Here is a 25,875-nt window from a genome sequence, read left to right on the forward strand (position 1 = left end):
CAACTGTAGTCCTTTTTACTTTTTTACATTTGTAAAAACAACAACTATGTATCGCCTTTTAGCCCAACTCAACAAACTCATTTTACCGAGTTTTACCAAACAACAATTGGATTTAGCTAAAGCCAAAAAGTGGCAAATGGCCATTATCGGCTGGCGGTATTATGTTACTTGCAGGGCATTGAAATAATGCAAAAAATATTCTTTAAATTGTATTTTACGTTTGCATATTACACATTAATACTTATATTTGCACCCACAAAAAAGGCCTCGTGGCGCAACTGAATAGCGCATCTGATTACGGCTCAGAAGGTTACTGGTTTGAATCCAGTCGAGGTCACAAATAAAACAGAAAAAATGACAAGTTTACTTGATCATTTTTTTTGTTTTAAGGCAGTATCTAAGCGGAGTTTTGATGGACATTGCTAAGCAAAACCCAATCTTTCACCAATTAAAACCAACCTATGACTTCTGATTATATCTACGATTCTGAATACTCAGCCTCGGTTTTTGCACCGGATGCTATTAAATATAAAAACTTTGAGAACTGCATTTTCAACCAATGCGATTTCAGGGAATGTGATTTTCAAACCGTGGCGTTTATTGATTGTACTTTTTTTGATTGCAACTTTACCGATGCCAAAATCAATTATGTTTCGCTTCGTGATGTGTGGTTTACCCGCTGTAATTTTACCAATGTTAATTTTGCCATGACCGACCAGTTGATTTATGAATTCAATTTCAAAGATTGCCTGCTGGATTACACTAAATTTTACGCCTTAAAACTCCGCAAAATGCAGTTTATCAATTGCAGTATGATTTCAGTAGATTTCATGGGCTGTGATTTGACTGAAGCTTTATTTGACAACTGTAACCTGCGAAGAGCTGTTTTTATTGACACTATTGCCAATAAAGCTGATTTTTCGACCAGTTATGATTTTACCATTGACCCCGAGAAAAGTAAACTTAAGAAAGCTGTTTTCTCTACCGATGGTTTAAAAGGCTTGTTAGGGAAATATGATTTAGTAATCAAAGATTAAGCAATAATCTTCCCGTCCAACATGGTAATGGTTCGGTTGGTTCTTTGGGCAAAATCGTTGTCATGCGTAACAATCAACATGGTTTGTTTTTGTTCCAATGTCAATTTATTGAAAATATCAAAAACCAAATCGCTGTTCTTTTTATCCAAATTTCCGGTAGGCTCATCGCCCATAATAATTAACGGATTGTTGATTAAAGCCCTGGCAATGGCTACGCGTTGCTTTTGACCGCCACTGAGTTGATTCGGCATTTTCAAAGCTTGTTCCTGCATATCCAAAGTTCTGAGATGCTCCATAGCGTTGTGCTCAATTTCTTCTTGGGAAAGTTTGTTCAGTTTCATCCCCGGTAACATTACATTTTTCAACACATTGTATTCCGATAACAAATAGTGAAACTGAAACACAAACCCTATTTTCTCATTCCGGAGTTGGGCCAATTCGGTATCAGATTTACCAGTAATCAGCTCTTCATCAATAAACAACTGCCCTTCATAAATCGTATCCATAGTAGAAAGCAAATACAACAAGGTTGATTTCCCGCAGCCTGATTTCCCAACTATTGACACAAATTCGCCATGATTAATAGTCATATCAATGGCTTTCAGAACCTGAAATTGTATCGGGTCGTAAAAGTATTTGGTTAGGCCTTTGGTTTCTAAAACTATATTGCTCATGCTATTTTCCTCTAATAATTTCTACCGGATCAATTTTGCTGGCTTTCAATGCAGGAAACAACCCGGCGATAAAAGTTGTAATCAAAGCAAAAGTGATTCCGATAACATAAAACAACGGATTGTAATTAATCGGGAACGTTTTGATAGTGGGCAAAGCAGCTGTGTTGAAAGGCACCACATCAATAATATTTGAAAAAACATAACCGAAAAGCAAACCAAACAATCCACCGGTTAACCCAATTACCAGAGAAAGCGAAATAAAAATCCACTTCACATCATTACCCGAAAACCCTGTAGCTTTGAGAATAGCAATGCTGTCCATCTTTTCAAAAATCATCATGTTCAGGATATTATAAATTCCAAAGCCTGCCACAATCAACAAAACGATACCCACCGCATAAGAAATAATGCTTCTGATGGAACTTCCGGTTTCAAACTGGGAATTGGTGGTTTGGTAATCTATGGTGTCCAAATTGTACTTAGTCGCGAACTCTTTAGCCAAAGCAGGTGCTGTCAAAATATCATAAGTCTTTACCTGAATATCTGTAATATAATTGGTAGGTTCACCCAATAGTTTTTGAGCTGTAACCAACGAGGTATAGCTCATCGTATCATCAAACTCGGCTATGCCTATCTGTGAAATACCTACAATTTTCAATGACGACAAATTGCCTTTAGAAGTAGTGACTTTAATTATATCTCCTTTTTCCAAAAGCATCTTTTCGGCCAATCCTTTGCCAATAATGATACTATTGTTCTGCTGCAAATCAGTAACCTTTCCGTCAATGATATACTCACTGATTTTGAATAATTTTTCTTCTGCCAAAACATCAATACCATTAACCACACCGGAAATTTCAATAGTGCCCGAATTGAAAAATACAGGCGCAGTCACTTTGGGGGCCACATCAACAATACGTTTGTCCTGTTTCAAATCATGTATAATCGACTTGCAATTATAGATAGCTTTCCCACGGTCTTTTGGTTTTACCGAAGCAATGAAATTAGTATTATTTTTATATTTTCCAGAAAACGAAATAGGTTGGTTTTCAGAAGGTTTAATTTCGTTATATAAACGAACATGTGGCGTTCTGTTCAGCATTAATCCGTCAAGTAAATCGTTCATACCATTCATAAAACTCACCAATGTAATAAACATCGCAATACCAAACGTTACACCAACAGCGGCTACGACGGTTTGTTTCAACCGAGCCCTTAACAGGTGTAGTGCAATATTTAAAATGAGTTTAAAGTTCATTACTTAGGTTTAGAAATGGTTTCCTCTGCTGTCAATCCATCCAAGATTTCAACATGCTGATAATCGCTCAAGCCTATTTTTACTTGGCGTTTTTCATCACCATTGACCAACACGTATTGATTATCCACTAAATAACTTTTCGGAATCGTTAACGCTTCTTTTTTGGTTTGCACTATGATATTGGCTTCGGCCGTAAGATTAGGATACAACTTAGCCGGAGGAGTAGTGAAATGAGCTTCTATTTTAAAGGTTCGGGAACGGACATCCATAATCGGATAAATTTTGTCAACTTTAGCTTCAAAAGCTTTGCCTTTGTAACTGTCCAAAGTCACTATCAAGGTTTGTCCCAATTTTACACGAACCATATCGTTTTCATCCACATCCAATTCGAGTAAGTAAGTATTCTTTGCTCCTATTATGGCCAAAGGCGTCTGCGGGGTTATCAAAGCACCTTCTTTTACCAATACATCAAACAATTCCCCGCTGATAGCACTTTTTACCGTAAAATCGCTTTGGGATTTTTCATTGATTTTAAGGTTGATATTGCTTCTGCTTTGCTCATTTTTCAATTGGGATTTTAGCTGTGACAGTTGCTTCAGAGCAGCTTCGTAATTGGATTTGGAGTTTTTATAAGCTAATTCAACACGCTCATAATCCACTTCTGAAATAACATTGTATTGTTTGATGTTTTTGTTTCTGTTGTAAATCGATTGGTCTAAGGCTAATTTGTCTTTGGCAGCCTGAACTCGGGTTTCCATTTCGGCAATTTTATCCTGGATGTAACGATTGTTTTCATTACTCAACTGATAAGCCAATCGGGCATTTTCGGTATTCAAAGCCGCTTTGTCGCTTTCGATTTGAAATAAGGATTGTCCCGCCGCTATGGTTTGTCCGGCTGTAACATTGATTTTTTGCAACACGCCACTAACCGTAGCATAAACGGTAAACTGGTTTTCCGACTTAATAACACCGGAAGCATAAACACTCTCGGTAATACTCCCTTTGGTGGGATGAATTTCGCCATTGTCTTTTTTGGAACAGGAAACAAGAATGAGGAAGGAGAATACACAGAGGACTTTCAGCAATTTCATTAAATTTTGGTATTTATGACTTTTGTCTTTCAAATTTACAACAATTGACTTGTACAAAACCTAATAATTATCATAAAAAACCTCCAAAAGCGAACTTCTGAAGGTTTTGTTTTTTATTGAATTATGTCGAGTTTAATAAACAAAAATGGCTCTTTCGCTCATCATGTCGTTTACTTCATCTGCCAATTCTTCCAACAACTCATCGTTGGTGTGATTCGTAATAGCTTTGTCAATCAAGGCTACAATAGTTTCCATATCGCTTTCTACCATACCACGCGTAGTGATCGCCGGAGTTCCAACACGGATTCCTGAAGTTACGAATGGGGATTTATCATCAAAAGGGACCATGTTTTTGTTAACAGTAATCTCGGCTTTGCCCAAAGCAATTTCAGCCTCTTTACCGGAAATGTTTTTGTTTCTCAAATCAATCAACATCATGTGATTGTCCGTTCCGCCTGAGATGATGTTATAGCCTCTTTTCACAAAAGCTTCCGCCATGGCTTTAGCATTCTTTTGCACTTGCATAGCATATGTAAAGAACTCATCCGATAAAGCTTCACCAAAGGCTACTGCTTTAGCGGCGATAATATGTTCTAACGGCCCGCCTTGATTCCCCGGGAAAACCGACATATCCAATACATGTGACATCATTCTGATTTCTCCTTTCGGTGTAGTTAAACCCCAAGGATTTGGAAAATCTTTACCCATCATAATAATACCGCCTCTGGGACCACGCAAAGTTTTGTGTGTCGTAGTGGTAACAATATGACAATGTGGAATAGGGTCATTCATCAATCCTTTGGCAATTAAACCGGCAGGATGTGAAATATCGGCTAACAACAAAGCCCCAACGCTATCCGCAATTTCACGGAAACGTTTAAAATCCATATCGCGTGAATAAGCCGAAGCACCGGCAATAATCATTTTAGGTTGCTCCTTAGTGGCTATTTCCTGAATTTTATCATAATTTAAAACACCGGTTTCGGCATCCACCCCATAAAAAACAGGATTATATAATTTTCCGGAAAAGTTTACCGGAGAACCATGCGTTAAGTGACCACCGTGAGATAAATCAAAACCAAGTATTTTATCACCCGGTTTCAAACAGGCAGCATAAACCGCTGTATTGGCCTGTGAACCTGAGTGAGGCTGTACGTTTACATAATCGGCACCAAATAAAGCTTTCGCTCTGTCGATAGCAATTTGTTCAATAACATCTACTACTTCACAGCCACCATAATAGCGCTTACCCGGATAGCCTTCAGCATACTTATTAGTCAATACCGAGCCCGCCGCTTCCATCACCTGATCACTCACAAAGTTCTCAGAAGCAATTAGTTCAATCCCGTGTATTTGTCTTTCTTGTTCTTCAAGAATTAAGTCAAAAATTTGTTCGTCGCGTTGCATTTGAAATTATTTCGTTAAATTGAGGTCAAATTTACGAAAATCGTTTGGTAAATTAATAGTTAATGATATATTTGATTGCTAATTTTTCAACAACTAAATCAACATAACCATGCCCATTACAACTAATAATCCTACTCGAAAATCCTGGCTTACCGTACCCGAAAACAGTGACTTCCCCATTCAAAATATTCCGTTCGGGGTATTCTTGACCAGAGAAGATGTAATTACTATCGGCACGAGAATCGGCGATTATGCGATTGATTTAGGTGCGCTACAGCAGCTAAATTATTTTGAAGGTATTGAGTTGACAGATGATATGTTTATGCAAGACACGCTAAACGATTTCATATCAGACGGAAAAAAAACATGGCGTGCTGTCCGAAACCGTATTGGCGATATTTTTGACCATAATAATGCTGAACTTAGGGATAACAAAGAACACCGCGATGTTGTTATTTTTAAAATGGAAGATGTAGAAATGCAACTTCCGGTAATGATTGGCGATTATACTGATTTTTATTCGAGTAAAGAACACGCTACCAATGTTGGTAAAATGTTCCGCGACCCGGCTAATGCTTTGTTACCCAACTGGCTTCACATTCCCGTAGGGTATCATGGCCGAAGTTCAACTATAGTGCCTTCCGGAATTCCGGTGCATCGCCCAATGGGACAAACGATTCCAAATAACGACAATATTCCGGTTTTTGGCCCGTCAAAATTGGTGGATTTCGAATTGGAAACGGCTTTTATCACTACAGATGCCAACATTATGGGAGAAAACATTCCCATCAATGAAGCCGAAGATTATATTTTCGGAATGGTGTTGCTGAACGATTGGAGTGCACGTGATATTCAAAAATGGGAATATGTACCACTAGGCCCCTTTTTAGCCAAAAACTTTGCTTCCTCTATTTCCCCTTGGATAGTAACGATGGATGCTTTGGAACCTTTTAAAATCAAAGGCCCAAAACAAGAACCAACGCCTCTTCCCTATCTGCAACAAAAAGGAAAAAACGCTTTCGACATTAATTTAGAAGTGTACATAGAACCCGAAAATACTGAAGCCAGCTTGGTTTCCAAATCCAATTTCAAATACATGTATTGGTCAATGATACAACAATTAACACATCATACTTCTAATGGTTGTAGAGTGAATTCGGGTGATATGATGGGCTCCGGAACCATTTCAGGACCAACAGAAGACAGCTTCGGCTCTATGCTAGAATTGACTTGGGGTGGTAAAAACCCTATTATCATGAAAGACGGAACAGAGCGTAAATTCATCAACGACAATGACACCGTAATCATGAAAGGCTATTGCCAAAACAGTTCGGTTCGCATTGGTTTTGGGGAAGTTTCCACCAAGCTATTGCCTCCATTCGTTAGAAAATAAACAAACACAAATATCTTTATAACAAACACAACTTTAATTTTACAATGAAGAATACAGCATTAACACACATTCACGAGGGTTTAGGAGCGAAAATGGTACCGTTTGCCGGATATAATATGCCGGTACAATATGAAGGCGTGAATGCCGAACACGAAACCGTAAGAAACGGCGTAGGTGTTTTTGACGTGTCACACATGGGCGAGTTTTTATTAACCGGAGACAATGCGCTGGCGTTAATTCAAAAAGTAACTTCCAATGACGCTTCGGTTTTAGAAATTGGTCGAGCACAATACTCTTGTCTTCCCAACAATGACGGTGGTATCGTAGACGATTTAATCGTTTACCGCATGAAAGAAAATCAATATTTATTGGTAGTAAATGCTTCTAACATCGATAAAGATTGGAATTGGATTTCCGCTCACAATGACTTAGGCGTGGACATGCGCAATATTTCAGAAGAATATTCCCTACTGGCCATTCAAGGACCAAAAGCAGTAGAAGCCATGCAATCCTTGACTTCTATTGATTTATCCGCTATTAAATACTATCATTTTGAAGTGGGCCCGTTCGCCGGAGTCGAAAACGTAATTATTTCAGCCACAGGATATACCGGTTCCGGAGGATTTGAAATTTACTGCAAAAATGAAGACGCAGAGCAAGTTTGGAACAAAGTCTTTGAAGCCGGTGCCGCCTTTGGTATCAAACCAATCGGGTTAGCAGCCCGTGATACCCTAAGATTAGAAATGGGATTCTGCTTATACGGAAACGACATCAATGACACCACATCCCCTCTTGAAGCAGGGTTAGGTTGGATTACCAAATTCACCAAAGAATTTACAAATTCCGAAAACCTGAAAAAACAAAAAGAAGCCGGAGTTACCCGCAAATTGGTTGGTTTCGAATTAACCGAAAGAGGGATTCCGCGTCATGACTACGAAATTGTAGATGCTCAAGGAAATAACATTGGTATAGTAACCTCAGGAACGATGGCACCTTCTTTAGGAAAAGGAATCGGAATGGGGTACGTAAAAACCGAATTTGCTGCAGTAGACAGCGATATCTTTATCCAAATCCGAAACAATAAAGTGGCCGCCAAAGTGGTTAAGCTTCCTTTTTATAAAAAATAAATACAGTGAAAAAACTCTTTTATATAGGTATACTGTTTCCGAGTTTACTTTTCAGCCAAACTGAAAAAAATCCGTGTGAAACCCTCTCAAAACTGAATACCTTAATTCAAGAGAACCATTATAAACCAAAACCGGTAGACGACAGTTTATCGGTTTATGTTTTTAAAACCTTTTTAAGTCGATTAGATGAAGAAAACCGTTTGTTCATCGACCCCGAAATTAAAGCCCTCAAAAAGCATGAATACAAAATTGACGACTACATCAATAGCGGCAATTGTGATTTTCTACATGAATTTTATGTAGCTTATACCAAAACAATTACTCGCTATGTTACGATGCTGTCGGCTATTGAAAAAGAACCTTTTCCGCTAAGCAGTACTGAAAAAGTGGTATTTTCCAAAAAAGCATTCCCTTATGCCAAAGACGAAAACGAAGTAAAACATTTGTATAAAAAAAGAATTTTGTTCAACACCCTCCGTGAAGTGGCCGAATTGAGTACTAATAAAGATTCATTGATAACTCATTTTGATAAGCTGGCAGCCGAAAGCAAAGCCAAGATTTTTGACAAATACAAATGCAAAATAGAAAGCTATCAATACACGGAAGCCGAATTTCAAGCCATATTTTTCAGCGTATTTTGTTCCTATTTTGATCCGCATACCGAATATTTTTCGGCCAATGAAAAATCATCGTTCTACTCTACCGTGAGTTCAGACAATATGACTTTTGGCTTGTATGTTTCAATGACTGAAAAAGACGAAATGACCGTGGATGATATAATTCCGGGAAGCTCAGCTTATTTCACCGAAAAAATTGATAAAGGCGATCAACTCTTAAAAATCAAGTACAACAAGGAGCAGTATGACATCGATTGTGCTTCGATGAAAAAAATTGATGAAATCATCAGTTCTAACGAATATAAGACGGCCGATTTTACTTTCAGAAAAAAAAGCGGAGAAATATACACCGTGAGCTTGGTCAAAAAAATCATGAAAGATTACCAAAACAATGTCTTTAGCTTTAAAATCAAAAAAGACAATGGCACCTTTGGGTATATCCGAATCCCAAGCTTTTATTCCACCTTTGAAAACGGAAAATCTAACGTAAGCAATGATGTTTCCAAAGAAATCTACAAACTCCAAGAAGATAACGTTGACGGCATCATCATCGATTTAGAAAACGACGGTGGCGGCTCTATGGAAGAAGCCATACAATTGTCGGGCTTGTTCATCGACGTTGGTCCTTTGGCCGTAATGAACAACAACAAAAACAAGAAACAGGTCTTGAAAGACATGAATCGCGGCACCATATACAACGGCCCGATGGTAGTCATGATTAACGGATTTTCAGCTTCCGCCAGTGAGTTTTTTACCAATGCCATGCAGGATTACAACCGAGCGATAGTCATTGGAAACAAATCATTGGGAAAAGCCACTATGCAACGTATCTTTCCTTTAAATGAAAGCAACGATGAGTTTGTAAAGCTGACTTTAGAAAAATTCTACCGTATAACAGGCAAAAGCAATCAGTATATCGGCATCACACCCGATGTCGAAATTCCGTTGTTGTTTGACAAGCAAATGCCCAGAGAAGACAGCAATGAAACGGCTTTAAAAAATGACGAAATCGGAGTAAACCTAAAATACAATCGATTGCCAAACGAGACCTATGCCGGCGCTATCGCCTTAAGCAAAAAAAGAATTGAAGACAGTAAAGAAGCCGAAGATATTTTGGCCTTGAATGCTAAAGTCAACCCTTTTTATGACAATGATTTACCACCCATCACCCTACAGTTTGATGCTGTTTTTAATGATGTAAACAAAATTAACGCGCTTTGGAAAACTATAAAATCGGCCGCCGAAAAAGAATATCCAATAGCTGTAGAACAAAATTCTGTGGATGACGAATACCAAAAATACGACGATTATTTAAAGAGTTGTAACACCGAAAGAATCAAAGGCATCAAACAAAATTACCATATTTTGGAAGCCGTAAACATACTAAGCGACATAAAACAATTAAAACCTTAACGCTATGAAATTCAAATTACTATTAGCCTTTATCTTTTTAATGAGTTTATCAATCCAAGCTCAAGAATTCAAAACACCCGTCGACTATTTATCCTATATCGGAAAAGAACAGGACAACATTTCTAAAAGCATGTGGAAGTACACTTCGGCAGTAGCCCACTCTAAAAGTGCTCGCCGAATTGACAACACCCGAAAACAATTAGTCAAAAGCATACAAGCGGCCCGCAAAAAGATTGAGGATTTAAAAGACGGGTACAAAAGTGATTTAGATTACCGCGATAAAGTGATTGCCTTTTTAAACATCTCCGAAAAAAATATCAATGAAGAATACGATAAAATCATTGACATGCAAGAAGTGGCAGAGCAATCCTATGACTTGATGGAGGCTTACATCATGACCCGTGACTTGGTTAATGCCAAAATTGATGCCGAGTTCGAAAAAGTAAGCTTGGCACAAAAAGAATTTGCCGCTAAATACAACATCAATCTGACGGAAGGTACCAGCGAAATTGGTCAAAAAATGAAAATTTCAAGCGAAGTTTTCAATTACCATACCCAGCTGTATTTGATTTTCTTCAAAGCCAATATTACCGACTTAAATTTATCTGCAGCCATCGAAAAGAAAGACCTTGGAGTCATTCAACAAAACAATAATGCTCTGGCACAATATGTCGAGGAAGGGTTGGAAAAACTAAAAACCATCAAGCCCTTTCAAAACGACAATACCATGGTAATAGCTACCAAAAATGCTTTAGAGTACTACAAAAAACAAGCACAACAGTATGTGCCGAAAGTAGTCGATTTTTTAATGTTCAATGAAAAATTTGACACAGCCCGAAAATCAATGGAAGCCAAATCAGATAAAGACCGAACTAAAGAAGAAATTGACAACTTCAACGGCATGGTGAAGCAAATCAACAAAGGAATTGAAGACTATAACAAGGGGAACAACGTTAATTATCAGGAAAAAAACAAGGCGATTTCCAATTGGAACAACACGGGAGAAAACTTCATTTCTTCGCATGTTCCGGTTGATTAATTTGTCATTTCAAACATTTGCATTAATCGAATATTACCTTATTTTTGCAGTCAATTTAGAACCAAAATAAAACATTCTTAGTAATGGGAAGAGCATTTGAATTTAGAAAAGGAAGAAAAATGAAACGCTGGTCAGCTATGGCCAAAGCATTCACTCGCATAGGCAAAGATATCGTAATGGCAGTAAAAGAAGGTGGCCCAAATCCGGAAGCCAACTCAAGACTGAGAGCGGTAATGCAAAACGCAAAGTCGGCCAACATGCCGAAAGAAAACGTGGAACGCGCCATCAAAAAAGCCACCGATAAAGACACCGCCAATTATAAAGAGCAACTTTTTGAAGGCTACGCCCCTCATGGTATCGCGCTGTTGATTGAAACAGCCACCGATAATAACAACAGAACGGTTGCTAACATTCGCAGCTATTTCAACAAATGCAACGGAACATTGGGAACGCAAGGCTCAGTAGAGTTTATGTTCGACCATACTTGTAATTTCCGCATTCCTAACAACGGAATTGATATTGAAGAAATGGAGTTGGAATTCATTGATTTTGGTGCCGAAGAAATCTTTGCTGATGAGGACGGAATCTTAATCTACGCCCCTTTCGGAAGCTTTGGAGCCATTCAAAAAGAATTAGAAAGTAGAGGCATCGAAATCTTATCCTCCGGTTTTGAAAGAATTCCGCAAATCACCAAAAAACTAACCGAGGCTGAAATGGCTGATGTAGAAAAACTAATCGAAAAAATCGAAGAAGACGATGATGTGATGAACGTTTACCACACCATGGAAGAAGAATAATACATCCTTCAAACTTTATATCAAAATCCGTTTTACGATTGTAAAACGGATTTTTTATTTTATTGATAATTAATCGTTTACTATATTAACAAAAAATTAGTAGTAAAAATTTGTAACATTAAAATCACCTCACCGTATAATAACAGATTTTTGTCCAACAAAATATTCTGAAAAGACGCAACGTAGCAATTTCTTCAAATGCACATTAATTTGACACCTTCTACTTTCAGATAACTAATGAACTAAAATCCACTAACATTTAACAATCTAATATAAAAACAATGACATCAATTCTAGATTTTTGGTGGGTATTCGTACTGGTACTATCCATCCTTCTTTACAAATTCGTTTTACGTGTATTCTTCGGAATGGTTATCGTTCCTGAAGATAAAATTGGTTTAGTAACGAAAAAATTCGTGCTTTTAGGCACCGATAAATCATTACCGGATGGTCGTATTATTGCTACCAAAGGAGAAGCCGGTTACCAAGCACAAACATTAGCTCCGGGTTTATATTGGGGAAAATGGATATGGCAATATGCTATTGATATGAGTCCGTTTACCATCATTCCGGAAGGTAAAATCGGATTAGTATTAAGTAAAGACGGTAAAGAAATCCCAACGGGACGAATTTTAGCTCGAAAAGTAGACAGCGACAACTTCCAAGACGCTACTGCCTTCTTAAATAACGGTGGACAAAAAGGACGTCAAACCGCTTTTATTACTACCGGTTCGTATCGTATCAATACTTTTTTATTCGAAATTGTAATGGCCGATCAAGTGAAAATATTTGAAAACCAAGTGGGCGTCGTTACGGCGCTTGACGGAGAACCGATTCCGCAAGGACAAATTGCAGGTAAGTTTGTAGATAATCACAACAACTTTCAAGACTTTGACTCGTTCCTTGAACAAGGCGGTAACCGTGGTTTACAACCTCAGGTGATGCTTGCCGGTTCTTATTACATCAATACATGGGCTATTCAGATAGAACAAAACCCGATGACCGATGTGCCTATCGGATATGTGGGTGTCGTAATCTCTTACATTGGAGAAGACGGACAAGACGTAACCGGTGAACACTTTAAACACGGGAATATCGTTTCAAAAGGACAAAGAGGTGTTTGGATGGAGCCGCTGGGACCGGGTAAATATGCTTTAAACAAATATACTACCAAATTAGAAGCTGTTCCGACTACGAATTTAGTGTTGAACTGGGCCGATGCACGAAGTGAAGCCCATAATTTAGACCACAATTTATCAACTATTACAGTGCGTTCTAAAGATGGTTTCCCTTTTAACCTTGACGTATCACAAATCATTCACGTACCGGCTAATGAAGCTCCGAAAGTAATTGCTCGTTTTGGTAGTATGACCAATTTGGTGTCGCAAGTATTAGAACCAACTATCGGTAACTACTTCCGTAACTCGGCACAAGAAAGTGATGTGATTTCGTTCTTGAGTACCCGAAAAGAAAGACAAGAATCAGCTAAGAATCACATCAAAGTGGTTTTAGATGAATACAACGTAAATGCTGTTGATACCCTAATTGGTGACATCGTACCACCTGATTCTTTAATGAAAACATTGACAGACCGAAAAATTGCCGAAGAGGAACAAAAAACCTATCAGACGCAAAAAATGGCACAAGAGCAACGTCAAGGAATGGAGAAAGAGACAGCGATTGCCGACATGCAGAAAGAAATTGTACGCGCTTCACAAAGTGTTGAAATTGCGCAACGTACTGCTGATGCTACCGTTAAGAAAGCAGAAGGAGATGCAACCAGTTTGAAATTGAATGTAAATGCTGAAGCCGAAGCTACTAAAATGAGAGCACAAGCTGAAGCAGAAGCTACCAAAGCAAGAGCCGGTGCTCAGGCAGAAGCTACCAAATTAAATGCGAGTGCGGAAGCCGAAAAAATCTCGAAAACCGGTTTGGCAGAAGCTGAAAAAATCATGGCCATCGGTAAGTCGACAGCTGAGGCTTATCAATTGCAGGTTTCCGCTATGGGTGGTGACAACTTTACTAAATACAAAATCACAGAAGAAATTGGTAAAGGCAACATTAAAGTGATTCCTGATGTATTAATTTCAGGAGCTAACGGTTCAGAGGGCGGTATCAGTGGATTATTAGGCATGAAACTCATGGAAATGATGGATACAAAAAATGACACCGAAATCTCTAAGAAAAAATAAGGTTTTTAAAGTTTAAAACAAAAACTCCGAGGATGACTCGGAGTTTTTTGGTTAAAGAACCATTTATTTTGTTCCTATTAAAAGTATTATTCTACAAAGAACACCTCCAAAGCCCCATATAACAACTACCAAGCCTGAAATCGAACCTGCACGCTCCGAAATCGAACCTGCCACGCCTGAAAAGCAACCTGCCATGCCTGAAATCAAACCTGCCGAGTCTAAAATCAAACCTGCACACTCCAAAATCGTACCTGCCATGCCTGAAATCAAACCTGCCGCGCCTGAAATCCAACCTGCACGCTCCGAAATCCAACCTGTCAAGCCTGAAAATCAACCTGCACAGTCCGATAAGCAACCTGCCGACAAAAAGCAGCAGGCTAAAAACAGGTCAGTAGTTCAAGCAATCCAACTAGTCGAAAGCGTCTAAAAAAGAATTCCTTACCTTTGCCGCAAATTACAATTCTAATGAGCACTTTCGAGCAATTCAATCTTCCAAAATCACTGCAAAAAGCCATCGACACTTTAGGGCTTACCACCCCTACTCCCATTCAGGAAAAATCGTTTTCGGTAATTATGTCGGGTCGCGATGTAATGGGAATTGCTCAAACCGGTACCGGTAAAACCTTTGCCTACTTACTGCCCATCTTAAAACAATGGAAATTTGTAGCGACCGATACGCCAAGAGTAGTAATTTTGGTGCCCACCCGTGAGTTAGTAGTACAAGTAGCTGCCGAAGTCGAAAAACTAACCCAATTCATGTCGGTCAGAACCCTGGGCGTCTATGGGGGTGTCAATATCAATACTCAAAAAAAAGCCGTTTACAGCGGAGTGGATGTATTAGTAGGAACACCGGGACGTATCATGGATTTGGCTTTAGACAATGTCATTCGTTTTGACAGCTTGCAAAAATTAATCATTGATGAGTTTGATGAAATATTAAACTTAGGGTTTCGCACACAAGTGACTTCTATCCTCACGATGATTAAAACCAAACGCCAAAACATCCTCTTTTCCGCTACAATGACCGACGAAGTAGATGAAATGCTGGAAGAGTATTTTGAATTTCCCGAAGAAGTCTCATTAGCGCCAAGCGGAACTCCTTTGGAACAAATTGAACAATTGGGGTATCGTGTGCCCAACTTTTTAACGAAGGTGAATTTGGTACTCGAATTACTCAAAGACGAAGCTTTTGAAAGAGTACTGCTTTTTGTAAACAATAAAAAAACAGCCGATTTACTGGCCGAAAAAATAGACGAAGTCTACCCTGACCAATTCGGAACCATTCACTCCAATAAGTCACAGAATTACCGCTTGCAAACCATGGCAACATTCCAAGCCGGCGAAATTAGAGGTATCGTTACCACAGATGTAATGGCACGAGGATTGGATATTTCCGATATTACCCATGTAATCAACGTAGAGTTCCCCGAAATTCCCGAACAATACATTCACCGTATCGGTAGAACCGGTCGTGCCGATAAATCAGGGATTGCCATCAGTTTAATAAGCCCAAGAGAAGAAGAAATTCAGATTGAGGCAGAAGTACTGATGGAAAAAGAAATAGCATTCTCTCCCCTACCTGATACCGTTGTCATTGCTGAGCGTTTGTTAGAATGGGAAAAAGACAAAAAGAAACAAATGAAGTTCTTATTGAAAAAACCAAAACTGGAAGGTGGCGCGTCTTTTCATGAAAAAATAGAAAAAAACAAAAAAGTAAACTTGGGCGGTCCCTCAAAAACCAAGAAAAAAACAGGTACATCGGTCAACCGAAATATACTGAAAAACAGAGCCGCCAAAAGAAAGAAGAAATAATTGACTGTTGATAATTGATAATTCACAATTGATTGCTATTTTTGACAAGTCGAAGAGTAACCGAATGCCAATAAAATAGCCTCTACGAGGTAAACTTTACAAAGAATGCAATTCAAACACCCGGAAATCCTTTATTTTCTTTTCTTATTGGTTATCCCAATTCTGGTACACTTGTTTCAATTGCGTCGTTTCAAGAAAGAATACTTCACCAACGTACAATTCCTAAAAGAACTTTCAATACAAACCCGCAAGAGCTCTACCATCAAGAAATGGCTGTTGCTTTTAACCCGCTTACTCCTTCTTGCCTGCTTAATCCTGGCGTTTGCCCAACCTTTTTTCACGGCTATCGACAGCAAAAAAGCTACTAACGAAATGTATATCATTCTAGACAATTCGTATAGCATGCAAGCCAAAGGCAAAAAAGGTGAACTGCTCAAGCGGGCCGTTCAAGACCTATTAGAACACACACCGGAAACCCAGAACTTCTCCTTAATCACCAATACCGAAACCTATTGGAACACGGATATTAAAGCCGTTCAAAAGGATTTACAAGATTTAAAATACAGCGCAACCTCTTTTAGATTAGACAATTTAATTGCCAAAGTAAATGCTCGAAAATCAGCCTTCAACAAAGATATTATTGTAATTACCGATGCAGTAGGCTTAGAAACCAATCAAACCAAAAGCTTCCGTAAAGAAGACAACGTATATTTCATCATACCGCAAGCTGAGCAAAAAAACAATGTGGCTATCGACAGCGTTTACATTCAGCAAACTCTGGACAGTTTTTATGAAATTGGAGTAAAACTTGCGGCAAATGGAGAAGATTTTAACGATGTACCCATTGCACTATACAATCAAAACAAACTCATTGCCAAAACGCTTATTAATTTTGAAATCAACACTAAGACTATAAACTTCACCATTCCGAAAGAAGATTTTCATGGTTATGTTGCCATCACTGATAAAGGATTAGCGTATGACAACACCTATTATTTCAGCATTTCCAAACCAAGTAAAACCAATGTAATCAGCATAGGCGATACTGATAAAAGTAATTTTCTGTCCCGAATTTACACAGCAGATGAGTTTGCTTATGCCAATTATCCGATAGCCAATTTAGATTATAACTTACTCGAAAAACAAGATGCTATTGTACTGAATGAAGTAAAAGAGATTCCGCAGGCTTTACAAACCACCTTAAAATCATTCGTAAATAAAGGAGGTAACTTAGTAGTCATCCCCGCTCAGGAAAGTAACGCAACAGCTATGAACTCGTTCTTGGCCAACTTTGGGGCTCTTCAATTAAAAACGGCAGGGCTAACTGAAAAAAAAGTCACCAAAATCAATTTCAATCATCCGCTCTTCAGTACTGTTTTCGAAAAGAAAATTGATAACTTCCAATACCCATCAACTAAAACTTCATTTGAAATAAGCAGTACCACACCGTCTATTTTGACTTATGAAGACCAAAGTGCTTTCTTAACTTCGTTACCCAACCCATTATCCTCTGTCTATGTTTTTGCAGCAGCGATAAATAAATCGAATAGCAATTTCCAAAATTCTCCGCTAATCGTGCCTACGTTTTACAATATGGCACAAAGTAGTCAGAAAACAGGCGTTAACGCAATGATTATTGGCGAAAGTCAGCCTTTTGTGGTAACCACAGCGGTAGCTAAAGATGAAATATTGACGGTAAAAAACAATACTGAAAGTTTCATTCCGGTACAGCAGTTGTTGAATACCAAAATGAAAATGACTTTCAATGACAATCCCGCAGAAGCCGGAAATTTTGGTATCTTTAATGGCGAAAATTTGGTGCAAAACATAAGCTTTAATTACAGCCGTACCGAAAGTAACTTGTCGTTAGCCAATGCCGATGCCGCAGCAAACTTCAAAGAAATTGACGATTTAGAAACGGTTTTCAACACCATACAAACCGACCGAACTGATACGCAAATCTGGAAATGGTTTGTGATGCTAACCCTACTCTTTTTAGCCTTAGAATTGCTCATTCAAAAATTTGTAAAATGAATCTAATCATTCGAAAAGCAACCGTTGTAGATCCAAAAAGTCCATACCATCAACAAACCGTTGATTTAAAAATTACGAACGGAAGTATTGAAGAAATAGGCACTTCTATACTGAATATTGATACCCATCAGGAATTTCAGCACGAAGGTTTACACATTTCACCGGGATGGTTTGACACCAGTGTTTCTTTAGGAGAACCGGGCTTTGAAGACAGAGAAACCATAGCCCACGGACTTGAAGTAGCAGCCAAAAGCGGCTTTACCGGAATAGCACTGCAACCCAATTCATATCCCGTTATCGACAATCAATCGCAGGTTCATTTTGTAAAACAAAAAGCTGCCAATGCCGCCACTGATTTGTATCCTATAGGCGCTTTAACCAAAGGAAGTGAAGGCAAAGACTTAGCAGAATTATTTGACATGAAAAATGCCGGAGCCGTTGCGTTTGGCGATTATACCAAAAGTTTGGCCAATGCCAATCTGCTGAAAATAGGTTTACAATATGTACAAGATTTTGATGGATTAGTACTTGCCTTTTGCCAAGATGAAAACATCAAAGGAAACGGAGTGGCCAATGAAGGTATAGTTTCCACAAGATTAGGACTAAAAGGCATTCCCAACTTAGCAGAAGAACTGATAGTAGCTCGAAACTTATTCCTTTTAGAATATACCGGTGGAAAAATGCACATTCCAACCATATCAACTGCAAAATCAGTAGCGTTGATTAAAGAAGCTAAAGCCAAAGGGTTGAAAGTGACTTGTAGTGTTGCCGTACATCATTTGGTCCTGACCGATGAAAAACTGGAAGGTTTTGACACCCGATATAAAGTAACACCACCCTTGCGCAATGAAGAAGACCGCAAGGCATTAGTCGCAGGAGTCTTAGACAACACTATTGACTGTATTACAAGCGACCATAACCCAATGGATATCGAACATAAAAAGATGGAATTTGATTTGGCCAAAAATGGCACCATCGGATTGGAAAGTACTTTTAGTGCTTTGCTAACAGTACTACCATTGGATAAAGTAATAGAAAAATTGACTTTCGGTAAATCAATTTTAACTATTGAAAATGAAAATATTAAAGAAAAAAACAAAGCTTCTTTAAGTTTGTTTCAAATAGACAGCAACTGGACCTTCAGCAAGGATAACATTTTATCCAAATCGAAGAACTCTGCTTTCCTTGGGCACCAAATGAAAGGAAGAGCCATTGGCATTTACAACAACGGAAAATTAGTTTTAGCCTAATCAATCTTATGGAAAATATAGACAAATCAAAAAACACCGCTATCATTGCCTACTTAACCATCATAGGAAGTGTGATTGCCATTTTCATGAATCAGGAAGAAAACAAAAGCGAATTTGCTTCGTTTCACATTCGACAAGCCTTAGGATTGTTTATCTCTTTCTTTTTATTGGGTTACTTTGTTGGATATGCCAACAGTTGGACCGCTACTTCTGCATTCTATTTGTTTTATTTCATTCTTTGGATTTTTGGATTTACCGGTGCTTTGCAAGGACAGAAAAGAGAATTGCCTTTAGTGGGTGGTTTTTTCCAAAATACCTTTAAAAATTTATAATGAATTTATCACTACACCACCTCGTTAGAGAACCCAAAATAAAAAAAGACAAGAATCCTTTACTCCTATTGCTTCATGGGTATGGCAGTAATGAAGAAGACTTGTTTTCTTTTGCTTCTGAATTGCCCGAGGACTATTATGTTGTATCTGCCCGTGCACCCTATGACATGATGTATGGCAGTTATGCTTGGTATGCTATCAATTTTGACGCCGATGAAAACAAATTTTCTGATATCCCCAAGCCAGAGCATCACGTGATATCATTGCCAATTTTATTGATGAATTAGTAGCCTCCTACCCTATTGACAAAGAAAATGTAACTCTAGTAGGATTTAGTCAAGGATGTATTTTAAGTTATGCCGTGGCTTTATCTTACCCTGAAAAAGTACAGCGTGTGGTAGCCATGAGCGGTTATTTAAATACCGAAATTGCAGTTGAAAACTTTGCTGCAAACGACTTTAGTAACCTCAGAATATTTGCTTCCCACGGAACAGTTGACCAAGTAATCCCGGTGGAATGGGCCCGTAAAACCATACCTGTTATTGAAAATCTGGGGATCCAAATTGTATTTAAAGAATACCCTGTCGGACACGGCGTGGCTCCGCAAAACTTCTTCGATTTCAGGAATTGGTTAGCATTATAAAACAAAAAAGGTCTTGAAATTCAAGACCTTTTTTATTATTGTTCGGTATCCGTTTCGGTAACTTTCTTTCCTATTTCTCCGTCGCCGGCAAACTTGTTTTCAGTTCCTTTTTTCAACACATATCCCTTCCAAGGAACGAGTTGCCAATCTTTAAAAACCCATGGCTTACCTTCGGCACTTCTTGACAAAACCATTGAAGTGGTATCGTTTGGAAGAAAAATTTCAGCTTTTTCGGCATCTTCACTAAACAAGACATAGGCACTTAGTGTTTCATCTTCATTATCCGGATTGCTTATCGGATTTAATTGAATTCCGGAAAACCCTTTTACACATTCTTTATTTACTTTTGACCAAATATAACCGGCAGAGGCTAAACAACCGTTTTCGTCTTTGTCGTTAACAACCGTAGAATCTTTGACCGTTGTATTGGCTTTTCCTCCTTCTGTTTCTTCGTCATTCTGATTGGTTAACTTACACGAATAAAGGGCTAGCGTAAAAATCAAAAGGGTAATTATTTTTTTCATGGTGAACTGATATAAAAGGCTAATTTAATTCTTTTGGATATAAATACGAACTCATCACTTCAAAAGAAATGGTTTGGTCATCGTTTACGAAATATTTCAACATCACTTCTCCCCAAAGCTCTCCGTTGCTGTAATTGGCAATAATCCAACGGTGATTCAAAAGTTTCACTTTGTTGATGATGAACTTTTGTTCGCCCATTTTGGTTTGGTCAGTATATTTGTTGCCTTCCTTATCGTCATTATAAGCCAAAAGAGCTTGCTTTACTTTTTCTTCAAAAGCCTTGATGTTGTTTTGTGCCAAATAATTTTGAGCTCTGTCATTATTTGCTAACGAAAAAGCGTCGGCATCGTAGAGTTGGTTTACCACCGTTACCAAACTGTCTTTCATTCTTTTATTCGTTTCGGTTAAGGATTGCAACTCATTTCCGTCTTTGGATGAAAAATATTTATAGGTAAAAACATTCATCAATACGGCGATGATAAAAAGATATAAAAACAAGGACTTTTTCATAAAATATTAAATAGTAATTTTCAAATTGTCATAAGCCAAAAACACATGGGAGGGCAATCGTTGTTGCACTTCTTCGTGGAAACCCATAAGATGACTGATGTGGGTCAGATAGGCTCTTTCCGGTTGTACCAAATGTATAAAATCTAGGGCATCCTGCAAACTAAAATGTGAGTGATGTGGCTCTTCCCGCAAGGCATTCACTACCAATACCTTTACACCTTTCAGTTTCTCTATTTCGGAATCGTTGATAGATTTCACATCGGTTAAATATACAAAATCCTGAATTCGGTAACCAAAAATCTGAAGGTCGCCGTGGTTCACATTTATAGGGATAATGTTGGTTTGACCAATAGTGAAATTTTCATTGTTCTTCACTTCAAACGTTTGTACACCAGGTGCTCCCGGATATTTATTTTCGGTTTCAAAAATATAGTCGAAACGAATCTTTAAGTTATCTAAAACACGTATATGTCCGTAAACCGGAATATCCATTTTTTGGCGAAAGAAAAAAGGACGAATATCATCTAAACCGGCTGTATGATCAGCATGTTCATGGGTAAACAGAAGGGCATCTAATTTCGGGCATTCAGATGTCAGCATTTGTTGTCTGAAATCGGGGCCGCAATCAATAACGATTGAATTGTCATCCCAAGTAACCCATACGGATACGCGCAACCGTTTGTCTTTCCTATCGGTACTTTTACACACAGGATGCGTGCTTCCGATTACAGGAATGCCTTGTGAAGTGCCGGTACCCAGAAAATAAACTTGCATCATAGCATGGTTTTTGTGGCAAATAGTTTGAAGTCTGACTTTAAAAGTAATTAATTACAAAAATAGGTTTAATTATCTTTTTATAAAATAGCTATTTTACTAACTTTGCAGCATATATACTATTATGGATAATATTGTTTCAATTATAAAGCTTAAAGGCGATAAAGCCATCGAACAGATTCCTGCCATCAAAGATAAGGCATTGCGAATTAACCTGAATGAGAACATTTACGGAACATTTGCTGAAATTGGTGCCGGGCAAGAAACGGTAAGGCATTTTTTTAGAGCCGGAGGTTCATCTGGAACTATTGCGAAAGCTATGTCGGCCTACGATAAAGACTTTAGCGATGCCATTTATGGTATTGAAGATGATGGTCGGTATGTAACCGAAAGTCGCTTAAAAAAAATGTTGAATCACGAAGTAGAGCTGATTGAAAAACGTTTAAAAAGAGACAAACACCCTAATAAAATATTCTTCAGTTTTGCCAATACCGTAGCTACTATTGATTTTGCCAAACAATTCAAAGGACATGGTTGGGTTGGTATTAAATACCAAGTTGAACCTGATGAAGACTATAACGAAATTACCCTTCACATACGTTTCAAAGAAACCGATGCCCGTTTGCAACAAGAAACTTTGGGTGTCTTAGGAGTTAATCTTATTTATGGTGCTTACTATAAATACAACGACCCAAAAAAACTATTGCGTTATCTATACGACCATTTAGACAAGGATCAATTAGAAATAGATACTATTAACTTTTCAGGACCTCGTTTTGCCAATGTGGATAACCGTTTGATGAGTTTACAGTTGGTTAAAAACGGCATGACCGATGCGGTAATGTTTGGTCCGGATGGGAAAAATATATTACCGGCTTCTATTCTTTACAAGAAAAACATCTTAGCACTTAGAGGAAGTTTCCGTCCGGTCACTCAGGTAAATATGGACATGTATGAGAAATCATTGAAAATGTTTCTTGAGGAAAGCAAAGTGGACAAAGACAATACCTTAGTGATTTTTGAAATTACACTTTCTAACCTTCGTTCTGAAGGCGAAATAGACGAGCGTGATTTTATGGACCGAGCAGAATTACTTTGTTCGTTGGGTCAAACAGTAATGATTTCTAACTTCCAGGAATATTATAAAGTGGTTGAATACTTCTCCAGTTATACTAAAGCCCGTATGGGATTAGCTATGGGCGTAAACAACTTAGTGGATATATTTGATGAGAAATATTATCGTCATTTAAGTGGTGGTATATTGGAAGCTTTTGGTAAACTATTCTACCGTGATTTAAAAGTATTCTTATATCCGATGGAAGATGAAAATGGAGAAATCATCACCTCACAAAACTTAAAAGTGCATCCGCGTATGAAAGAGTTATATAAATTCTTTGCTTACAACGGAAAAGTCGTTGACATCACTGAATTTGATAAAGAACATTTAAAAATCTTCTCTCGCGAAGTATTAAAAATGATTAGTACCGGTACACCGGGTTGGGAAAAGTTATTGCCTGAAGGTATTGCCGAAATTATAAAACTACACCAATTGTTTGGTTACAATCCGAATAATGTACTGCAAAAAGCATAAGCACCTAAAACAAAAAAGCCAAGAGATACCTCTTGGCTTTTTTATTGGACTTTATTTTAAAATCTGAGCGGCATGCTCTTTGGTTTTCACATTTAAGATGACCTCATCAATAATACCCTCTTCATTAATGACAAAGGTAGTTCTGTGTATTCCGTCAAATTCTCTTCCCATGAATTTCTTTGGTCCCCAGACTCCGAAGGCTGTTATAACCGATTTGTCTTCGTCGGCCAGTAGCGGGAAAGGAAAGTCGAATTTGTTTTTGAATTTGGTTTGCGCTTTGGCACTATCAGCACTTACTCCTAAGAGCTCGTAATTATTGGCTTTGAATCTTTCAAAATTATCTCTTAAATCACAAGCTTCGGCGGTGCAACCCGGTGTATCTGCTTTGGGATAAAAGAAGACCACCAGTTTCTTTCCTTTATAATCGGCTAGTGTGTGCAGGTTACTGTCTTGGTCTTTTCCTGAAAATTGAGGTGCTTTATCTCCTTTTTGTAATGTTGTCATGTTATGAGGTATAAGTTTTATAAATTTACATTCAAATTTAGAGAAAATGACCAAACCAGAACGTGCAACGTTTGTTATAAATACGTTAAAAGAATACTACCCTGAGATTCCCATTCCGTTAGACCATAAAGACGCCTATACTTTGTTGATTGCCGTGCTTCTTTCGGCGCAGTGTACTGATGTTCGCGTGAATCAAATAACCCCTCTCCTCTTTGCCAAAGCAGACAATCCGTATGACATGGTTAAGCTTTCGGTGGAAGAAATTAAGGAAATCATTCGCCCTTGTGGTTTATCGCCTATGAAATCAAAAGGCATACACGGGTTATCCAACATATTAATTGAAAAACATAATGGTCAGGTTCCGCAAAGCTTTGAAGCCTTAGAAGAATTACCTGCCGTTGGGCATAAGACTGCCAGTGTGGTTATGTCGCAAGCGTTTGGTGTTCCGGCTTTTCCTGTAGATACGCATATTCACCGATTGATGTATCGATGGAATTTATCTGATGGGAAGAATGTGCAACAAACGGAGAAAGATGCCAAAGCTATTTTTCCGAGAGATTTGTGGAATGATTTACACCTGCAGATTATATGGTATGGCAGAGAATATTCGCAGGCACGCGGATGGGATTTGGAAAAAGATATCATTACCAAGACAATTGGTCGGAAGTCGGTTTTAGAGGAATACTATAAAACGAAGAAATAAAAAAGCCTTGTCGGAATAGACAAGGCTTTATAGTATTGTATTTGATTAAAATTATAATGTTGCATTGGCCTCATTGAGCATGTCAGTATAAACAGCCTGAGAGATTTCACCGATTATTTGTGATAATTTCTTGTTGTCTTTACCTCTTGTCATCACGGTTAACAAATAAGGCTTGTTTTTTAAATAAACAATCGCAGATTCGTGTAACTGTTTTTCATTTTGACTGCCTGACTCTCCAAACTTGTGAGCTAATTTAGTACCAGCCGGTAACCCTCTTACTATACCGTCTTTGAAATCGCATTCTGTAAGCAGTTGCCCTGCAAATTCAGAATCGTCTGCTGACAAATACCCTGCATTGTAGATAGCTCTCATGAAATAAGAGTACTCTTTGGTAGTAAATTGGTATTGAGCTGCATATATATTAGGTACTTCTAACCCAACAACAGCAAAAAGTTTCTGCAATACTTTTGGATTAAGGTTTTCTTCTAATAAAATGGTAGCATTATTATCAGAGTATTTTATCATGTAAGTTAATAATTCTCTCACTGTATAGGATTGACCTAGCTGAATGGTTTTAGAAGCAAAAGCGATTGTTTTTCCGGTGTTTACTTTTTTGTTATAGGTAATTGACTTATTAAGAAAGCCCGGGTTGTCTTCTGCGGTTTTCAGAATAGCAATAAGTACCGGCACTTTGAATAAAGAACCCGGATCAAATTTATCCTTTTCATTGATACACATCCATTCGTTATGACCATATTCTCTTAAATAAACCGAAGCATTGGTCAAATCACCAGCGGTTTTATAAGTATCTATGATGCCGGAAATTTTTTGTTTGATGCCCATTAGAGCATCTGATTCGCATTCTTCATCTACAAACATTAATGGCTTGATGTATTTAAAGCCATCCATTCTTTTTACATTGTAGTTACACGAAAATGTAGGCGAAACAGTCATCTTGGCTGCAAACTGACGCTCTTTCCAGAAGCTGGTTAAGCTAAACGTAAGCATGGCAATCAGTGCTGCAAAAACAATGGCGTGTAGGAGTGAAAATCTTTTGTTTTTAAAGGAAATCATTTTATTGGGGGGTTACTCATTAAATAATGCGCAAAATTAATCATTCTTTTCTAAGAAATTAACAGAAATAACCTCAAT

24 protein-coding genes, 1 tRNA gene and 1 pseudogene are annotated in these 25,875 nt (G+C 38.1%); 17 read left to right on the forward strand and 9 right to left on the reverse strand.

Annotated features, from left to right (window positions below; all coding sequences use genetic code 11):
• Positions 1 to 46: 46 nt before the first annotated feature.
• The 3 genes from GUU89_RS12835 (at position 47) to GUU89_RS12845 (ending at position 1,037) form a co-directional block, all read left to right on the forward strand.
• Positions 47 to 187, forward strand: coding sequence for an SsrA-binding protein (locus tag GUU89_RS12835; protein ID WP_162128293.1), 141 nt, complete (start codon positions 47 to 49; stop codon positions 185 to 187).
• Between the two features lie 76 nt (positions 188 to 263).
• Positions 264 to 337 (forward strand) — tRNA-Arg (locus GUU89_RS12840).
• Between the two features lie 124 nt (positions 338 to 461).
• Complete coding sequence (locus GUU89_RS12845) at positions 462 to 1,037, forward strand: pentapeptide repeat-containing protein (RefSeq protein ID WP_162128294.1); 576 nt, start codon at positions 462 to 464, stop codon at positions 1,035 to 1,037.
• On the opposite strand, the gene GUU89_RS12850 is transcribed toward GUU89_RS12845, so the two are convergent.
• The 4 genes from GUU89_RS12850 to glyA all read right to left on the reverse strand — a co-directional run bounded on the left by GUU89_RS12850 (position 1,034) and on the right by glyA (position 5,467).
• A complete protein-coding gene (locus tag GUU89_RS12850) occupies positions 1,034 to 1,711 on the reverse strand; it encodes an ABC transporter ATP-binding protein (RefSeq protein ID WP_162128295.1) in 678 nt (225 codons plus the stop codon). The genes GUU89_RS12845 and GUU89_RS12850 overlap by 4 nt on opposite strands.
• 1 nt (position 1,712) lies before the next feature.
• Positions 1,713 to 2,969 (reverse strand): ABC transporter permease, encoded by a 1,257-nt coding sequence (locus GUU89_RS12855; protein WP_162128296.1) that lies wholly within the window; start codon positions 2,967 to 2,969, stop codon positions 1,713 to 1,715.
• Positions 2,969 to 4,093: an efflux RND transporter periplasmic adaptor subunit gene (locus tag GUU89_RS12860; RefSeq protein ID WP_235922046.1), complete on the reverse strand. Its 1,125-nt coding sequence runs from the start codon at positions 4,091 to 4,093 to the stop codon at positions 2,969 to 2,971. Before GUU89_RS12860 ends, GUU89_RS12855 begins: the two co-directional genes overlap by 1 nt.
• A gap of 99 nt (positions 4,094 to 4,192) precedes the next feature.
• On the reverse strand, positions 4,193 to 5,467 hold the full coding sequence (gene glyA, locus GUU89_RS12865) for a serine hydroxymethyltransferase (protein WP_162128297.1): 1,275 nt from the start codon (positions 5,465 to 5,467) through the stop codon (positions 4,193 to 4,195).
• Positions 5,468 to 5,576: 109 nt separating this feature from the next.
• On the opposite strand from glyA, the gene fahA reads away from it, so the two are divergent.
• The 12 genes and pseudogenes from fahA to GUU89_RS12925 all read left to right on the forward strand — a co-directional run bounded on the left by fahA (position 5,577) and on the right by GUU89_RS12925 (position 20,116).
• The gene (fahA, locus tag GUU89_RS12870; protein ID WP_162128298.1) at positions 5,577 to 6,860 is read left to right on the forward strand and encodes a fumarylacetoacetase; all 1,284 of its coding nucleotides are present in this window, start codon (positions 5,577 to 5,579) and stop codon (positions 6,858 to 6,860) included.
• 44 nt (positions 6,861 to 6,904) lie between these two features.
• Positions 6,905 to 7,987: a glycine cleavage system aminomethyltransferase GcvT gene (gene gcvT, locus GUU89_RS12875; RefSeq protein ID WP_162128299.1), complete on the forward strand. Its 1,083-nt coding sequence runs from the start codon at positions 6,905 to 6,907 to the stop codon at positions 7,985 to 7,987.
• A gap of 5 nt (positions 7,988 to 7,992) precedes the next feature.
• Positions 7,993 to 10,017: a S41 family peptidase gene (locus GUU89_RS12880; protein ID WP_162128300.1), complete on the forward strand. Its 2,025-nt coding sequence runs from the start codon at positions 7,993 to 7,995 to the stop codon at positions 10,015 to 10,017.
• Between the two features lie 4 nt (positions 10,018 to 10,021).
• Positions 10,022 to 11,056 carry an LIC11966 family surface protein gene (locus GUU89_RS12885; protein ID WP_162128301.1) on the forward strand — a complete coding sequence of 345 codons (1,035 nt, stop codon included), beginning with the start codon at positions 10,022 to 10,024 and terminating at the stop codon, positions 11,054 to 11,056.
• Between the two features lie 83 nt (positions 11,057 to 11,139).
• Entirely contained in the window at positions 11,140 to 11,853 is a 714-nt protein-coding gene (locus GUU89_RS12890; protein WP_162128302.1) for a YebC/PmpR family DNA-binding transcriptional regulator, read from the forward strand.
• Positions 11,854 to 12,134: 281 nt separating this feature from the next.
• Positions 12,135 to 14,045 carry an SPFH domain-containing protein gene (locus GUU89_RS12895; protein ID WP_162128303.1) on the forward strand — a complete coding sequence of 637 codons (1,911 nt, stop codon included), beginning with the start codon at positions 12,135 to 12,137 and terminating at the stop codon, positions 14,043 to 14,045.
• A 193-nt stretch (positions 14,046 to 14,238) separates the two neighbouring features.
• The gene (locus tag GUU89_RS12900; protein ID WP_162128304.1) at positions 14,239 to 14,472 is read left to right on the forward strand and encodes a hypothetical protein; all 234 of its coding nucleotides are present in this window, start codon (positions 14,239 to 14,241) and stop codon (positions 14,470 to 14,472) included.
• Between the two features lie 38 nt (positions 14,473 to 14,510).
• Positions 14,511 to 15,857 carry a DEAD/DEAH box helicase gene (locus GUU89_RS12905; RefSeq protein ID WP_162128305.1) on the forward strand — a complete coding sequence of 449 codons (1,347 nt, stop codon included), beginning with the start codon at positions 14,511 to 14,513 and terminating at the stop codon, positions 15,855 to 15,857.
• Between the two features lie 105 nt (positions 15,858 to 15,962).
• Positions 15,963 to 17,891, forward strand: coding sequence for a vWA domain-containing protein (locus GUU89_RS12910; RefSeq protein ID WP_162128306.1), 1,929 nt, complete (start codon positions 15,963 to 15,965; stop codon positions 17,889 to 17,891).
• The gene (locus GUU89_RS12915) at positions 17,888 to 19,141 is read left to right on the forward strand and encodes a dihydroorotase (protein WP_162128307.1); all 1,254 of its coding nucleotides are present in this window, start codon (positions 17,888 to 17,890) and stop codon (positions 19,139 to 19,141) included. Before GUU89_RS12910 ends, GUU89_RS12915 begins: the two co-directional genes overlap by 4 nt.
• Positions 19,142 to 19,149: 8 nt before the next feature.
• Positions 19,150 to 19,473 (forward strand): DUF4870 domain-containing protein, encoded by a 324-nt coding sequence (locus GUU89_RS12920; protein ID WP_162128308.1) that lies wholly within the window; start codon positions 19,150 to 19,152, stop codon positions 19,471 to 19,473.
• A pseudogene (locus tag GUU89_RS12925) lies at positions 19,473 to 20,116 on the forward strand (alpha/beta hydrolase). Before GUU89_RS12920 ends, GUU89_RS12925 begins: the two are co-directional and overlap by 1 nt.
• A 35-nt stretch (positions 20,117 to 20,151) precedes the next feature.
• On the opposite strand, the gene GUU89_RS12930 reads toward GUU89_RS12925, so the two are convergent.
• Genes GUU89_RS12930 through GUU89_RS12940 form a run of 3 tightly spaced genes read right to left on the reverse strand, consistent with a single transcriptional unit; the run spans position 20,152 to position 21,925 of the window.
• A complete protein-coding gene (locus GUU89_RS12930) occupies positions 20,152 to 20,640 on the reverse strand; it encodes a hypothetical protein (RefSeq protein ID WP_162128309.1) in 489 nt (162 codons plus the stop codon).
• A 19-nt stretch (positions 20,641 to 20,659) separates the two neighbouring features.
• Positions 20,660 to 21,151 (reverse strand): hypothetical protein, encoded by a 492-nt coding sequence (locus GUU89_RS12935; protein WP_162128310.1) that lies wholly within the window; start codon positions 21,149 to 21,151, stop codon positions 20,660 to 20,662.
• Positions 21,152 to 21,157: 6 nt separating this feature from the next.
• A complete protein-coding gene (locus GUU89_RS12940) occupies positions 21,158 to 21,925 on the reverse strand; it encodes an MBL fold metallo-hydrolase (RefSeq protein WP_162128689.1) in 768 nt (255 codons plus the stop codon).
• 124 nt (positions 21,926 to 22,049) lie between these two features.
• On the opposite strand from GUU89_RS12940, the gene GUU89_RS12945 reads away from it, so the two are divergent.
• Entirely contained in the window at positions 22,050 to 23,516 is a 1,467-nt protein-coding gene (locus GUU89_RS12945; RefSeq protein ID WP_394350917.1) for a TonB-dependent receptor, read from the forward strand.
• 51 nt (positions 23,517 to 23,567) lie between these two features.
• Here GUU89_RS12945 and bcp read toward each other — a convergent pair whose 3' ends face one another.
• Positions 23,568 to 24,020 carry a thioredoxin-dependent thiol peroxidase gene (bcp, locus tag GUU89_RS12950; protein ID WP_162128311.1) on the reverse strand — a complete coding sequence of 151 codons (453 nt, stop codon included), beginning with the start codon at positions 24,018 to 24,020 and terminating at the stop codon, positions 23,568 to 23,570.
• A 46-nt stretch (positions 24,021 to 24,066) separates the two neighbouring features.
• Between bcp and GUU89_RS12955 the strand changes: the two genes are divergently transcribed.
• Entirely contained in the window at positions 24,067 to 24,723 is a 657-nt protein-coding gene (locus tag GUU89_RS12955) for an endonuclease III domain-containing protein (protein ID WP_162128312.1), read from the forward strand.
• 51 nt (positions 24,724 to 24,774) lie between these two features.
• On the opposite strand, the gene GUU89_RS12960 is transcribed toward GUU89_RS12955, so the two are convergent.
• Entirely contained in the window at positions 24,775 to 25,797 is a 1,023-nt protein-coding gene (locus tag GUU89_RS12960; protein WP_162128313.1) for a serine hydrolase, read from the reverse strand.
• Positions 25,798 to 25,875 lie beyond the last annotated feature (78 nt).

It is taken from the genome of Flavobacterium phycosphaerae, assembly GCF_010119235.1.
Classification (GTDB): Bacteria; Bacteroidota; Bacteroidia; order Flavobacteriales; family Flavobacteriaceae; genus Flavobacterium; species Flavobacterium phycosphaerae.

Coding starts and splice junctions, on each gene's coding strand:
- GUU89_RS12835 (WP_162128293.1), top strand. CDS start 47: ATGTATCGCCTTTTAGCCCAACTCAACAAACTCATTTTACCGAGTTTT.
- GUU89_RS12845 (WP_162128294.1), top strand. CDS start 462: ATGACTTCTGATTATATCTACGATTCTGAATACTCAGCCTCGGTTTTT.
- GUU89_RS12850 (WP_162128295.1), bottom strand. CDS start 1,711: ATGAGCAATATAGTTTTAGAAACCAAAGGCCTAACCAAATACTTTTAC.
- GUU89_RS12855 (WP_162128296.1), bottom strand. CDS start 2,969: ATGAACTTTAAACTCATTTTAAATATTGCACTACACCTGTTAAGGGCT.
- glyA (WP_162128297.1), bottom strand. CDS start 5,467: ATGCAACGCGACGAACAAATTTTTGACTTAATTCTTGAAGAACAAGAA.
- fahA (WP_162128298.1), top strand. CDS start 5,577: ATGCCCATTACAACTAATAATCCTACTCGAAAATCCTGGCTTACCGTA.
- gcvT (WP_162128299.1), top strand. CDS start 6,905: ATGAAGAATACAGCATTAACACACATTCACGAGGGTTTAGGAGCGAAA.
- GUU89_RS12885 (WP_162128301.1), top strand. CDS start 10,022: ATGAAATTCAAATTACTATTAGCCTTTATCTTTTTAATGAGTTTATCA.
- GUU89_RS12890 (WP_162128302.1), top strand. CDS start 11,140: ATGGGAAGAGCATTTGAATTTAGAAAAGGAAGAAAAATGAAACGCTGG.
- GUU89_RS12895 (WP_162128303.1), top strand. CDS start 12,135: ATGACATCAATTCTAGATTTTTGGTGGGTATTCGTACTGGTACTATCC.
- GUU89_RS12900 (WP_162128304.1), top strand. CDS start 14,239: ATGCCTGAAATCAAACCTGCCGAGTCTAAAATCAAACCTGCACACTCC.
- GUU89_RS12905 (WP_162128305.1), top strand. CDS start 14,511: ATGAGCACTTTCGAGCAATTCAATCTTCCAAAATCACTGCAAAAAGCC.
- GUU89_RS12910 (WP_162128306.1), top strand. CDS start 15,963: ATGCAATTCAAACACCCGGAAATCCTTTATTTTCTTTTCTTATTGGTT.
- GUU89_RS12915 (WP_162128307.1), top strand. CDS start 17,888: ATGAATCTAATCATTCGAAAAGCAACCGTTGTAGATCCAAAAAGTCCA.
- GUU89_RS12920 (WP_162128308.1), top strand. CDS start 19,150: ATGGAAAATATAGACAAATCAAAAAACACCGCTATCATTGCCTACTTA.
- GUU89_RS12930 (WP_162128309.1), bottom strand. CDS start 20,640: ATGAAAAAAATAATTACCCTTTTGATTTTTACGCTAGCCCTTTATTCG.
- GUU89_RS12935 (WP_162128310.1), bottom strand. CDS start 21,151: ATGAAAAAGTCCTTGTTTTTATATCTTTTTATCATCGCCGTATTGATG.
- GUU89_RS12940 (WP_162128689.1), bottom strand. CDS start 21,925: ATGCAAGTTTATTTTCTGGGTACCGGCACTTCACAAGGCATTCCTGTA.
- GUU89_RS12945 (WP_394350917.1), top strand. CDS start 22,050: ATGGATAATATTGTTTCAATTATAAAGCTTAAAGGCGATAAAGCCATC.
- bcp (WP_162128311.1), bottom strand. CDS start 24,020: ATGACAACATTACAAAAAGGAGATAAAGCACCTCAATTTTCAGGAAAA.
- GUU89_RS12955 (WP_162128312.1), top strand. CDS start 24,067: ATGACCAAACCAGAACGTGCAACGTTTGTTATAAATACGTTAAAAGAA.
- GUU89_RS12960 (WP_162128313.1), bottom strand. CDS start 25,797: ATGATTTCCTTTAAAAACAAAAGATTTTCACTCCTACACGCCATTGTT.